Source organism: uncultured Ruminobacter sp., assembly GCA_902764345.1.
In the GTDB taxonomy this organism is placed as follows: domain Bacteria; phylum Pseudomonadota; class Gammaproteobacteria; order Enterobacterales; family Succinivibrionaceae; genus Ruminobacter.
In genome coordinates this window covers 1-13,400 of sequence record CACWVT010000007.1, presented here as the reverse complement: position 1 = coordinate 13,400, position 13,400 = coordinate 1, and the positions used below count along the sequence as shown (strand labels likewise).

At 48.5% G+C, this 13,400-nt stretch carries 11 protein-coding genes and 1 pseudogene; 8 read left to right on the top strand and 4 right to left on the bottom strand.

Annotated features, from left to right (window positions below; translation table 11 throughout):
- Positions 1-83 precede the first annotated feature (83 nt).
- Both QZU58_RS02510 and fabA read left to right on the top strand, forming a co-directional pair.
- Positions 84-2,126 (top strand): AAA family ATPase, encoded by a 2,043-nt coding sequence (locus QZU58_RS02510; RefSeq protein WP_294494516.1) that lies wholly within the window; start codon positions 84-86, stop codon positions 2,124-2,126.
- Positions 2,127-2,363: 237 nt separating this feature from the next.
- Positions 2,364-2,873 carry a 3-hydroxyacyl-[acyl-carrier-protein] dehydratase FabA gene (gene fabA, locus QZU58_RS02505; protein WP_363174811.1) on the top strand — a complete coding sequence of 170 codons (510 nt, stop codon included), beginning with the start codon at positions 2,364-2,366 and terminating at the stop codon, positions 2,871-2,873.
- A 131-nt stretch (positions 2,874-3,004) separates the two neighbouring features.
- Here fabA and QZU58_RS02500 read toward each other — a convergent pair whose 3' ends face one another.
- The gene (locus QZU58_RS02500; RefSeq protein WP_294494513.1) at positions 3,005-3,997 is read right to left on the bottom strand and encodes a bile acid:sodium symporter family protein; all 993 of its coding nucleotides are present in this window, start codon (positions 3,995-3,997) and stop codon (positions 3,005-3,007) included.
- A 58-nt stretch (positions 3,998-4,055) separates the two neighbouring features.
- Positions 4,056-5,444, bottom strand: coding sequence for an MATE family efflux transporter (locus QZU58_RS02495; RefSeq protein ID WP_294494510.1), 1,389 nt, complete (start codon positions 5,442-5,444; stop codon positions 4,056-4,058).
- A gap of 476 nt (positions 5,445-5,920) precedes the next feature.
- Between QZU58_RS02495 and QZU58_RS02490 the strand changes: the two genes are divergently transcribed.
- The 6 genes and pseudogenes from QZU58_RS02490 to trpA all read left to right on the top strand — a co-directional run bounded on the left by QZU58_RS02490 (position 5,921) and on the right by trpA (position 12,714).
- On the top strand, positions 5,921-7,471 hold the full coding sequence (locus QZU58_RS02490; protein ID WP_294494507.1) for an anthranilate synthase component 1: 1,551 nt from the start codon (positions 5,921-5,923) through the stop codon (positions 7,469-7,471).
- Positions 7,472-7,474: 3 nt separating this feature from the next.
- Positions 7,475-8,047, top strand: a pseudogene (locus tag QZU58_RS02485) (aminodeoxychorismate/anthranilate synthase component II); the annotation flags it as partial.
- Positions 8,045-9,085 (top strand): anthranilate phosphoribosyltransferase, encoded by a 1,041-nt coding sequence (gene trpD, locus QZU58_RS02480; RefSeq protein WP_294494556.1) that lies wholly within the window; start codon positions 8,045-8,047, stop codon positions 9,083-9,085. The pseudogene QZU58_RS02485 and the gene trpD, both read left to right, overlap by 3 nt.
- 2 nt (positions 9,086-9,087) lie before the next feature.
- Positions 9,088-10,581: a bifunctional indole-3-glycerol-phosphate synthase TrpC/phosphoribosylanthranilate isomerase TrpF gene (gene trpCF, locus QZU58_RS02475; protein WP_294494504.1), complete on the top strand. Its 1,494-nt coding sequence runs from the start codon at positions 9,088-9,090 to the stop codon at positions 10,579-10,581.
- A 115-nt stretch (positions 10,582-10,696) separates the two neighbouring features.
- Positions 10,697-11,899 carry a tryptophan synthase subunit beta gene (gene trpB, locus QZU58_RS02470; RefSeq protein WP_294462185.1) on the top strand — a complete coding sequence of 401 codons (1,203 nt, stop codon included), beginning with the start codon at positions 10,697-10,699 and terminating at the stop codon, positions 11,897-11,899.
- On the top strand, positions 11,899-12,714 hold the full coding sequence (gene trpA / locus QZU58_RS02465; RefSeq protein ID WP_294494501.1) for a tryptophan synthase subunit alpha: 816 nt from the start codon (positions 11,899-11,901) through the stop codon (positions 12,712-12,714). Before trpB ends, trpA begins: the two co-directional genes overlap by 1 nt.
- Before the next feature lie 273 nt (positions 12,715-12,987).
- Here the strand turns inward: trpA and QZU58_RS02460 are convergent, their stop codons facing one another.
- Positions 12,988-13,215 carry a hypothetical protein gene (locus QZU58_RS02460; RefSeq protein ID WP_294494498.1) on the bottom strand — a complete coding sequence of 76 codons (228 nt, stop codon included), beginning with the start codon at positions 13,213-13,215 and terminating at the stop codon, positions 12,988-12,990.
- Between the two features lie 93 nt (positions 13,216-13,308).
- On the bottom strand, positions 13,309-13,400 hold a 92-nt coding region (locus tag QZU58_RS02455), incomplete at its 5' end, for a hypothetical protein (RefSeq protein WP_018748561.1).

Genomic DNA, 13,400 nt, shown 5'->3' with positions numbered 1-13,400 from the left:
ACTCCCGGCATACGAGAAACGGTCAGAACCTCGGACTCCGGGATATTCCTGAACAGCAGAATAATAAGAAAGAGCAGATAATCATGGAAGAATTAAAATACGAAGAATTATTACCCAACTTTCAGGAACTTCAGAACACGGAAAAAACGGACGGCATAACCTTCGCCTCTTTCCAGAAGAGAGCCCAGAATGCCGTGCAGGAGCTGGTTTACACCTCAAGACCGAATCCCATCATGCTGCTCAATACAGCAGGATGCAATCAGGAGAAATGCGTCAAGGATCTGCTTCTTGCATGCGAACATCCGGACAGACAGCTTAACGACATCATCTATGCCGAAAATCTGAATAACGAACTGGCCCCGACCTGGCTGCACATTCTTTCCGGCACCGCTGAGGAATTCAACAAACAGATCATCGAGCTTCTAAACAAAATAAACCATAAGGTCAATGCGGAAGAAGATTTTCTTCAGATTATGAAGAAGCAGCCGGGCAACAAAAAGCTTGAAACCTATCTTTCCGATCTTTCTATTTTCATGGCCAAGGGCGGTGAATTCACCTACCCGGTACTCATGAATCTCATGGTGTGTCATGACGAAGGCAAGGCCCCCGTCATCTATGCCAGGGATCTTACCTGGAAAAAGCTGTTCGGCGGCGTCAACTACCTGACGGAAAACGGCACTACCTATTCGCATCACCATCTGCTTGAGGCCGGTCTTCTGCGAAAGGCGGACGGAGGTTTTCTCATAATTCCAGCCGAAGAGCTCATTCATAATCCTATTCTGTGGTTCAAGCTTAAGAGCAGTCTTGATTCAGGACTTCTTGACTGGGAAAACCCTGCGGAAATGGCTACAAACGTCGTACCGTTCTTCAATCCTGAACCAACCCCAATCAACGTAAAGGTAATCATTGTCGGTTCTTATTTTGAAATTGCGGAACTCCACAGCATTGATCCTTTATGCGCAAAATCATTCTACCTGAGAACCGACATTTCCACGTTCTTCTCGGTTAAGGAACACGGAAAGGACTATCTCTCATTCATAAAGTCCCTTTCCGCATACAACGGATTCCTGCCGGTAAATGACGAGGCTGCGCTGCGTCTGCTTAAGTTCAGCTGTCGCGAGGCCGAAAGTCAGAAGGACTTCGTGCTTGACGAAACCACCCTGACCAACGTTATCTGTGAAGCCTCCGGGCTTGCCGGAAGAAAAGGACTCAGGGAAATCTCAAAGGAAATAATCGAAGAAACGCTTGAGCACCGCAACTTCCGCAGCAATCAGTCCGAGGAAAGCTCTTCAGACTTCGTAAAGGACAAGCAGATGCTGCTGCAGACCGCAGGCGAAGTCATAGGTCAGATTAACGGTCTGTCGGTAATCAGCACCTACGCCGAGGACTTTGAATACGGCGAACCTACCAGAATTACCGCCACCATTCACTCAGGCGGTGACGGAGACATCTCCGACATCGAACACAAGGCGGATCTTGCAGGACAGATTCACACCAAGGCCATGATGATTATCAACGGCTATCTGACCAACACCTTCGGCCGGGAGGAAGCCATTCCGGTAAGTGCCAATCTGGTATTTGAACAGTCATACAGCGAGATTGACGGTGACAGCGCCTCCCTTACGGGGCTCTGCGCCATACTTTCCGCCCTGTCCCACAAGCCGATAAGACAGAATCTGTCCCTCACCGGCTCCCTCGACCAGCTGGGAAACGTTCAGCCGGTCGGCGGCCTTAACGAAAAAATCGAAGGCTTCTACCGCGTGTGCAAGATTCAGGGCATATCAGGCATTCAGGGTGTCATCATCCCTGACAGCAACAGACAGTCACTGGTTCTTAAGGATGAGGTTGTCGAAGCCGTAAGAAACGGCACCTTCCACATATACCCCGTCAAAACGGTTGACGAGGCCATTGAGCTTCTTACAGGTGTTAAGGCGGGACTCATCGAAGGCCGCAGACAGGCCGACGGTGAACAGAAAGACATCTGCGGAAACAGTGCTGAAAATGAAACCGCGACTGAGGAACCTGATACCCTTTACAACATCATCAGGGAATACCTTGACAGCCTTGGAGAAAATGAAACCAAAGTCAGAAAACGCAGTTTTCTGGCAAGAATCTTCGGAAGATAACAGTCTCCGCACGAAACATCGGGTCTGAGTACAATGAAACGTCAGCCGCTGTCGGTGCTCAGATTCCGTGCAGGCTTATGACATCGGTGATCTCATTATTTTTTTAAAATTACATGCTTTCACTGTAAATATGCAGTCAAATAGGATAGAATACCCCCTAGTGCAATCTGACTCCCGTCATATTGGGATAAACAAATAAGGAATTATATTTTGGAAGACACTTCAAATAAGCTGTCTCTGTGTGACAGAGGCGTAAATTCTTTCTCTAAGGAAGACCTTCTCGCATGCAGCCGCGGTGAGTTATTCGGACCCGGTAACAGCCAGTTGCCGGCACCAAACATGCTGATGATTGATCGCATTATTAAAATTAGTGATACAGGCGGTGAATTTGACAAAGGTGTAATTGTTGCTGAGCTGGACATCAATCCTGATCTCTGGTTCTTCCAGTGCCACTTCCCGGGGGATCCTGTAATGCCTGGATGTCTTGGGCTTGACGCAATGTGGCAGCTTGTCGGCTTCTTCCTCGGCTGGAAGGGCGGCCCAGGCAAGGGACGCGCATTAGGCGTTGGCGACGTTAAGTTTACTGGTCAGGTACTGCCTACCGCAAAGAAGGTAACCTACACCATCAACCTCAAGCGCGTTATCATGCGCAAGCTTATCATGGGTATCGGTGACGGCATTGTTTCCGTTGACGGCACCCCAATTTATCACGCAACCGATCTTAAGGTTGGTCTCTTTACCGACTAACATTAACCTGCGGAAAACACCGGACTTACCGGAAACATCCGCAGACAGGTTGTGATGCCGAACGTTTACGAAAACCCCGTCTTCCCATTCAGGATGACGGGGTTTCTTTCGCTTGTGGCATGCGGCGGCGATTATGCGTTATCGTCTTTTCCGGCAGGCTTCCCTTCTGAATAACGAGCCATCACCGATGCGGCAACGGCACCGGAGATATTATGCCACGCACTGAACACGGCCCCCGGAACCGTGGCAAGCGCAAGGCCCTGAAAACAGGTTGAAGCCAGCGTCGTGGCCATGCCGGAGTTCTGCATTCCCACCTCAATGGCCAAAGCCTTTCTTTCCGGAACGGACATGCGCACCATAACGCCTGCCAGAAATCCGAACAGATATCCAATAAGGTTATGGAGCATGACAACCAGAATAATGACCACTCCGTGCTCAAACAGTCTGCTGCTGTTGGCGTCAATGACAACGCCTATTATGATACAGATTGCCGCACACGATATGTACGGCAGAAAATTTACCACCCGTGATGAAATCCTGCTGAAGAAATAATTGAAAAGGCAGCCTGCAAACACCGGAATGATTACAATCTTTATGATGTCCGTAAACATTTTCACCGAATCAACCTCAATCCCGCCAAGACTCTGAGAGCGGGTATAAAGCCCGACATAGAATGCCGTCAGAACCGGAGTTAAAACAGGAGCCAGCAGTGTTGACACGGAAGTCATTCCGACTGAAAACGCCACGTTTCCCCTAGCCATGTACGTAATGACGTTGGAGGCCGTGCCGCCGGGACAGCAGCCGACAAGAATAACGCCGACGGCAAGCTCCGGAGGCAGGGCAAATGCCAGACTGAGCAGAAATCCCGCAAGAGGCATGATGACGAACTGGGCCATTTCACCCAGAACAACATTGCGCGGATGCAGAACCAAAATCCTGAAATCACTGAATTTCATGGTCATGCCCATTCCGCACATCACCACAATCAGAAGATTGGTTACATTGATCTGCCCGTGCAGAAACCCCGCGTTACCTACCCATGAAGTAAAACTGTTATCGACAAAATAGGCAAATACGGTTACCAGAACCACAATTACCGACATATATCTTGTTATGAATTTCATAATTTTCCAATCACTCATCCTCTGTTACGAATTCATGCCATGCTGACTTGTGTTTCTCTCACTTTGCGGAAGAAACCGTCTGCATCCTTGCTGCCTTCCTCCGGTTTTTAAGATTTATCAGATGCCTGTTTCTGAACCGTACGTATGAAACAATCAGTGCACCCGTCGTAAAGACCCAGCTTACCGGATAACACGTCATCAGCACGTCAAACCCCGGATTGGCGGCAAATACCGCATAAACCCAGACTATACGGATACCGCATATGCCGACAAGCGCCATCATGGCCGGCGTAAGAGACCTTCCGTACCCTCTCATGGCACCGGATATGACCTCCAGAACAACGTTTACCCCCTCCGGAAGCAGAATAAACATAAGGCGCAGTCTGCCATACTCAATTACCTCCGCATCATCGGTAAACAGTCCGAGGAACGTTCCGGCAAAATACAGCAGGAACGCCGACAGAATCAGTGTAAGAATCATGTTCTGCCACAGACATATTCTGGTAATCTCAAAGCAGCGTCTTATGTTGCCGCGGCCGTAGTTCTGACCGATGAACGTGGTTGCCGCCTGTCCGAACGAATTCAGCAGAAAATATACCAGAATCTCAATGTTGAAGGCTGCGGCGGAAGCCGCCATCACGTCTGCACCCAGACTGTTTATGGCCGACTGGATACAGGTATTGGACAGCGAAAAAACCATACCCTGAAGAGAGGCAGGAAGTCCAATCCTGAGAATCCTGTTCATTATGGCTCTGTCCGGCTTCAGCTCTCTTACGGAGAATCTGAAGGAATCATCCCTTCTCAGAAAGAAAAGCAGCATCACTGCGCTTATGGCGGATGCGGTGACCGTGGCAATGGCCACGCCCTCCACCTTCATGTCGAGACAGGTCACGAAAAACAGGTTTAGAATCACGTTAAGAATCCCTGCCACGGTAAGACAGAGAAGCGGAGTTCTGGTATCGCCGTGACTTGAGAATATCGCCGCACCGCAGTTATAAAGAGCGGTAAGGGGTAAACCAGCCATGATAATCTTAAAATACAGAGAGGCCTGATCCGTAACCTCCGGAGGCACGGATAAAAGCTCCATGACATAGGAGGAGCAAAAAACGGACACGACAGAAATGAGGATACTGAGGACCAAAACAACGGTATACCCCGTATGTATGGTACGGCTGATTCTTTCCCGGTCATTCATGCCGATGAAACCGGCAACGGTGACGTTGATGCCGAGAGCTATTCCCGTGAAAAGATTGACCATCAGGGCTATTACCGGTGTATTGCAGCCCACGGCAGCCATGGCTTCCTTACCGACATATCTGCCGATAATGGCTACGTCCGTCGCATTGAAAATCTGCTGAATCACCCCGGTAAACGCCAGGGGAATCGCAAAAATGAATATCTTGTCCCATAATGAACCGCTAAGCATGTTCATGTCTGTTCTAGCCATAGCCTGCTGGACCTTTTCTGAACTGAAATCTGTTTTTTTAACCGTATGACTGAATTATATCCATATTAAAGATAACAGTGAACCTGAAGTTAAACGATTAAACAAACCTGCCTGTTTTACGCTTTCAGAAAGCATAAAAAATGCTCACAAAACAGCCTGTTTCGGGCGGAATTTTAGATTTTTATCCAATGAAGTCCAAAAACCCCCGCAACACAATGATCTTCATCAAATTAATTTAAAATTTTCTTGATAACAACGTTTAAAGAAAGTAGAATTAGCACAGTAAATTAAACCTTACTAGGAATTAGGTAAAAATGGTATTTTCAAAGTTATTTAACGCATTCTCTTGGTGGCACACTCGATAAAAACGCGGGTGGAATTAGACATGCTTAAATAACAGCAAGATTCATTGAAAGGCCCGCATAATGCGGGCCTTTCTTTATACAGGATTTATCTGGAACAAAGGAAGTTTTATTATGACCATAAGCTTAATAAAAGCGGAAAGCGGACACATTCAGGATCCGCTCGCCCTCTTCTATGAATTAACATCTGGATCCAAGAACAGCATTCTTCTCGAATCAATGGAAATTCATACAAAGGCAGGAACACAGTCACTTCTCGGAGTCAGTTCCGCACTGAGAATCAGCTGCAGAGGACTTGAAGTAACCGTAAAGATTCTGAACGAAAACGGCCGTGCTGCAGCAGCCATGCTGAAGAACGCCGCTCCTAAGGAAGTTACCGTAAGGGAATCAGCCGACAGTCTGGTGTTCACCTATCCAAAGGTTGATACCAATCTTGACGAGGATTCACGTCTGCGTTCACTCACCGTAATCGACACACTGAGACAGATTCTCAGACTTTCTCCTGAAATCAGCGATCCTAACGACTACCTCCTCGCAGGCATTTTCGGTTACGATCTCATTGCTTCGGTTGAAGAACTTCCGGAAGTTCAGGAAGGCGTAAACAGCTGCCCTGACTACTGCTTCTACCTCCTCGACACCGTTGTTTCAATAAACCACATCAGCCAGAATTCCGTTATTCACGGCGTCATCTTCAGTCAGAACGAAGCTGAAAACATAAAAGAAAGAGTCTACTCCATTAAAAAGAAACTGGACGCATATCAGGAACCAGAACGCCCTGTCGAAATCTCCATCAAAGGTTCAAAGGTTGAAACCGACATCAGTGATGAGGATTTCTGTCACATTGTTGAAAAACTCAAAAAGAATATTTTCAGGGGCGATATTTTCCAGGTTGTTCCGTCAAGAAGCTTCATGCTTCCATGCCCTTCTCCAATCAATGCCTACCATAAGCTTAAGCACACCAATCCGTCTCCTTACATGTTCTACATGCAGGATGAGGATTTCATAATCTTCGGCGCCTCCCCTGAAAGCTCAGTTAAATACAGCAGCTCCAACCGTCAGGTTGAAATGTACCCTATCGCCGGTACCAGAGGCCGTGCACGCAGAAAGGACGGAACCATCGATCTGGACATGGACAGCCGTCTTGAACTTGAACTCCGTCAAGACAAAAAGGAAAATGCAGAACACCTTATGCTCGTTGACCTGGCAAGAAACGATCTTGCAAGAATCAGCGAACCGGGCAGCAGATACGTAAAGGACCTGCTTAACGTTGACCGTTACAGTCACGTAATGCACCTCGTATCAAGAGTAATAGGCACTCTCAGAAAGGATCTCGACGCTCTGCACGCATATCAGGCCTGCATGAACATGGGAACCCTGACCGGAGCACCTAAGATTAAAGCATCAGAGCTCATCCGTCTCACCGAAAAATGCAGACGCGGAAGCTATGGCGGCGCCATCGGCTTCTTAAGCGGTAACGGCAGCATGGATACATGCATCGTTATCCGTTCAGCCTTTGTTAAGGACGGAAAGGCATTCGTTCAGGCCGGCTGCGGCGTCGTATACGACTCACAGCCTATGGCTGAAGCAGACGAAACAAGAAAGAAGGCAGCAGCCGTTCTCAACGCAATTGCCCTTTCACACGGCACCAACTTACAGGAGCTCTGATAAATGAAACAGATTTTTTTACTGGACAACTTTGACTCTTTCACCTACAACCTTGTTGATCAGTTCCGCAGTCTCGGCTATGCCGTAAGCATCTACCGTAACTCAATCAGTGCCGATACCATTATTGAAAAAATGGCTGCCTGCGAAGAGAATCCAATCCTTGTGCTTTCTCCGGGACCGGGCAATCCGTCCGAAGCCGGCTGCATGCTTGAACTCATCGGCAAGGCCAAGGGCAGATTCCCGATCATCGGCATCTGTCTCGGTCATCAGGCCATCTGTCAGTATTACGGCGGTACCGTTGGACCTGCAGGAGAAATCGTCCACGGAAAAACCTCCCATATCAGACACTGCGGCACCGACATGTTCAAGAATCTCCCGAACCCTATGCCTGTTGCCCGTTACCATTCACTCGTGGCCACTTCAGTACCTAAGTCACTTGAAGTCATAGCTGAATACAACGGCATGATCATGTCAGTGTTTGACCGCAAGAACAACGTTCTCGGCTTCCAGTTCCACCCTGAATCAGTCATGACCGCCAACGGTGCCAACCTTCTCATTCAGAGTCTCGAATACATGGAAGTGAACAGGAACGTATGCGAAAAGAATCCTATTGAAAAGCTCTATAACGGCAAGGATCTTACCAAGGAAGAAGCCTTCTCACTGTTCTCAGACCTGTTTGCCGGCAAACTTGATCCGGTAATGGTCGGCTCAATCCTCACTGCCATGAAGTTAAAGGGAGAAACCATCAGCGAAATCGCCGGTGCAGCTTCCGCCATGATCAGCGCAGCCACCCCGTTTGAGCTCAACAGAGACTTTGAGGTCGGTGAAATCGTGGGCACCGGCGGTGACGGTCAGCACACCATCAACATCTCCACCATGAGTGCCATTCTGGCCGCCTCCATGGGGCTGCACATTGCCAAGCACGGTAACAGGGGCGTATCCTCAAAAACCGGTGCATCCGATCTGCTTAATGCCCTTGGCATAAACATTACCATGTCTCCGGCCACGGCATTCAGAACCCTGAGGGATCACAACTTCACATTCTGTTTTGCTCCTGTATACCATACCGGCATGAAATACGCCGCACCTATCCGTAAAACACTGGCCACCCGTACCGTCTTCAACATTCTCGGACCTTTAACCAATCCGGCACATGCCGAGTATCAGGTAATCGGCGTATACTGCAGGGATCTGGTTGAGGTAATGGTCAACGTACTCAAGATGAACGGCGTAAAGAGAGCACTCGTCGCCTACGGTTCAGGTCTTGACGAATTTGCTGTTCATGACGAAACCTACTATGCGGAATTAAAGGAAAACGGCTCCATTGAATACGCAACCGTAACTCCTGCGGCTCTGGGTCTCGAAACCTACTCCATAACCGAAATCCGCGGTGGTGAGCCTGAAGAAAACAAGGAAATAACCCTGAGTATTCTGAGCGGTAACGGTACTCCTGCACAGAATGCCGCCGTGGCAATCAATACTGCGGCTCTTCTCTATATCGGGAAGAAGGCTTCTTCACTTAAGGAAGGCGTTGCCATGGCTCTTGAAGCCCTTAAGAGCGGTCAGGCCGTTAAGACCCTGAACGAAGTAATCGCCTCAACCAGGGAAGAATAACGATGTCAGAACCAAGAACAAAAGGACAGCCGCTGTGCGAGGCTCTCAGAAGCAATCCACGCATCAATGCGGCATCCATTGACGGCAACGTTCTGTCAACCATTCTCAATGCGAAGGTTGACTGGCTCAGCCGTAAACAGCAGGAGCTTCCTCTGGACTCCTTTAAGGAAAACCTTAAAAAGTCGGAAAGAAGCTTCTACGATGCCCTTACCTCAGACAGGACCGTATTCATTCTGGAATGCAAAAAAGCCTCTCCGTCAAAGGGGCTCATCAGACCTGTATTTGATCCCGTTGAAATAGCTTCGGTTTACCGCAACTACGCCAGCGCCATTTCCGTACTGGCCGATGAACCGTTCTTCCAGGGCAGATACGAATACATTGCCGAGGTAAGCGCAACGGTGGATGTTCCGGTACTCTGCAAGGACTTCATCTTCGATCCGTACCAGGTATATCTGGCAAGACACAACAAAGCCGACGCAATACTGCTGATGCTTTCCGTGCTTACCGATGAAGCCTACACTGAGCTTAGGGACCTTGCCCACAGTCTGGGGATGGGAGTTCTTACCGAAGCATCCCATGAGGACGAAATCGCAAGAGCGGTAAAACTCAACGCCAGAATTGTCGGTATCAACAACCGCAATCTGAGAACCCTTACCGTGGATCTTAATCAGGTCAGAACCCTGTCCGCACTGGTTCCGGATGACAGGGTTATCATCAGTGAGTCCGGCATCTACACCCATGACGAGGTGCTTAATTTAAGACATTATGCGGACGGTTTCCTCGTAGGCAGCAGTCTTACCTCTGAACCTGACATTGACAGAGCCTGCAGAAGACTCATCTACGGTGAAAACAAAATCTGCGGCATTACCAGAGTTGAGGATGCGGTAGCCTCCAATGAGGCCGGCATTTACTACAACGGTCTGATTTTTGCGGAAAAATCACCGAGATATATAAAGCCTGAAGCGGCCAAAAGTCTTATAATTGCATCTCGTGAAGCGGGATGCGGTCAGGAATTTGTCGGCGTGTTCGTAGACAGTCCCGCAGAGGAAATCGTACAAATCGCCGAAGAAACCGGCATAAGCGTTATTCAGCTTCACGGCAGTGAGGATAAGGAATACGTAAACGGACTTGAAGCACTGCTGAAACAGCACAGTCTCAGCGTGCGGATCTGGAAGGCTCTGCCGGTAAAAAACAACGTATATCCGGAAGAAGCAGTCACGGACTATCTTGAGAACAGTGCCGTTTCACGAATTGTTCTCGACACCGGAAACGCTTCAGGATTCGGCGGTACCGGACAGACCTTTGACTGGAGCCGGATTACCGGCCACAGAAACAGAATCATAGTTGCCGGAGGACTTAATCCGGACAATGCCGCAAAGGCAAGGGATCTCAGTGAAACCGTAGGTCTGGATCTCAACAGCGGGCTTGAGGATGCTCCGGGAATCAAGAATCCTGAAAAGATTCTAAAAGCCATGGAGGCCGTAACCGCATACTGACGGTTAACGGCTTATCCCATCAGGCCTGATTATGATTGATAATAACGGCTCAGGTACGCCTGATATGCTGCGTGAGCCATAAAAATATTGTTTACAGAAAGGAAATTAAAAAGAAATGTCAACAGAAACTCTTTTAAATCCGTTTTTCGGGGAATACGGCGGTATGTATGTACCACAAATACTGGTTCCTGCTCTTCTGCAGCTGGAAAAAGCTTTTGTGCAGTACAAGGATGACCCGGTGTTCAAGGCTGAACTGAACGACCTCCTCTACAACTATGCAGGCCGTCCTACTCCGCTGACTCTCTGCCGCAACATCACCAAGGGAACAAAAACCAAAATCTATCTGAAGCGTGAAGACCTCATGCACGGCGGTGCCCACAAGACCAATCAGGTTCTGGGTCAGGCACTCCTTGCAAAGAGAATGGGTAAAACCCGCATCATTGCTGAAACCGGTGCAGGTCAGCACGGTGTTGCCACCTCCATCGTATGTGCGCTCTTCGGATTACAGTGCCGCATCTACATGGGGGCCGTGGACGTTAAGCGTCAGGAACCTAACGTATTCAGAATGAGACTCATGGGCGCCGAAGTCGTACCGGTTACCACCGGTATCGCCACCCTGAAGGAAGCCTGCACCGAAGCACTGCGCGACTGGTCAGGTTCTTTCGAAACCACCCACTACATGTTAGGTACTGCAGCAGGTCCTCATCCATTCCCTACCATCGTTAAATACTTCCAGAAGATTATCGGTGAAGAAGCCAAGCAGCAGTTCAAGGGTTTTGAAAACGATAAGCTTCCTGACATTGTTGTGGCTGCCGTTGGCGGCGGTTCAAACGCCATCGGTATGTTCACCGACTTCGTAAAGGAAGAAAGCGTGCGTCTCGTGGGCGTTGAACCTGCGGGCTACGGTATTGAAACCGGCAAGCACGGTGCTCCTTTAGGACACGGTGACAAGGGTATATTCTTCGGTGCCCGTTCATACAACATGCAGGACAAATACGGTCAGATTCACGAATCACACTCCATTTCAGCAGGTCTCGACTTCCCTTCAGTAGGCCCTGAACACGCGTACCTCAAGGACAGCGGCCGTGCCGAATACAACTCCGTGACCGATGAAGAAGCCCTTAACGCATTCAAGGAACTGTCACTTCACGAAGGTATCATTCCTGCACTTGAATCCTCTCATGCCGTGGCATGGGCACTTAAGGAAGCCAGGGCAAATCCTGACAAGGAACAGACCATTCTCGTTAACCTGTCAGGCAGAGGTGACAAGGATATCTTTACAGTAGCTAACATTCTTAAGGAACGTGGAGAATTTTAATGAGTCGTTATGAAAAATTATTTGCCGATTTAAAGGCTAAGAACGAAGGTGCTTTCGTTCCTTTTATGACCATTGGCGATCCTACCGTTGAAGATTCATTCAAGGTACTCAGTGCTTTAATCGACGGCGGTGCCGATGCCCTTGAATTAGGTATTCCATTCTCTGATCCGGGTGCCGACGGTCCTACCATTCAGGAATCCGACCGCAGGGCTCTTAACAGCGGTGCCAATACCGTTAACTGCTTTGAAGTAATCAAGAAGATCAGACAGAAGTACCCTGATACCCCTATCGGTCTTTTAATGTACGTAAATCTGGTTTTTGCACCGGGAATCGATACCTTCTTCAAACTCTGCGCCGACAGCGGCGTTGACTCAGTACTCATTCCTGACGTTCCGCTCCAGATGATTGAAATGGAACCTGTATGGCAGGAAGAAGCAAAGAAGAACGGTGTTGACCTCGTTATGCTCGCTCCGCCTAATGCAGATGATGAAACCCTGTCAAAGATTGCCAAAAACTGTCACGGTTACATCTATCTCTTAAGCAGAGCCGGCGTTACCGGTGTTGAAAAGGAAGCAGGCAAGCCTATTTCCCACATCGTGAAGTTCCTTAAGGAAAACGGTGCTCCTCCTGCACTTCTCGGCTTCGGCATCAGCAAGCCTGAACACGTTAAGCAGGCTATCGCAGACGGTGCCGACGGTGCCATCAGCGGCAGTGCCCTGGTAAAAATTCTGGCTCAGCACCTTGATGATACTGACGCCATGTACGAGGCTCTGAAGCAGTTCGTTTCAGAAATGAAGGCTGCCACCAAGCGCTAATCAGGCGCATCTTAAAAACCGCGGACGTTAATTACGGTCCGCGTTAAGTCTAAATTCCGGTGCGACATCTGACGCACCGGAGTATTTCAGGAAAAAAAATCATGAATAACACAGATGCCGGAACTGCCGAAAGTCAGTTCCCAGGGGGAGCTTTTGTCACTCCGCCAAAGCATATTAACAGACTTAACAGGAATACACGAATTTTATGTCTCTCCCGAATTTTATGTCACTCCCATAAATTCCCAGGATGTTTTTCTATTTACAGAAAAATTTTCACTCATCCATATTTCTGTCTTCAGTGTTATCGTCAGCAGACGACTCTTTACATTTACCGGAACCACCGCTGATAAGACCGAGTTCTCTCAATTTGCTGATTCTTTTCAAATAAGTCTTATACGATATTCCCTGTTCTGAAGTCCACTGCATGGTGCTTAGACCGCGGCTCTGCTGTTCATAATACTGATTCAGCCACTGCTGATGCCTTGGATGTGTTTTAGTCATAAGATTATCTCCGTAAAATACTGAGACATCTTAAAGTGTTGTTTTTGGAAAATTAATAACCCTAATTGCCTACACGTTTACTTAACGTTCAGATTATTCGATAACCTTAGCAACAACACCAGCACCTACGGTACGGCCACCTTCACGAATAGCGAAGCGTAAACCCTGTTCCATAGCGATTGGGT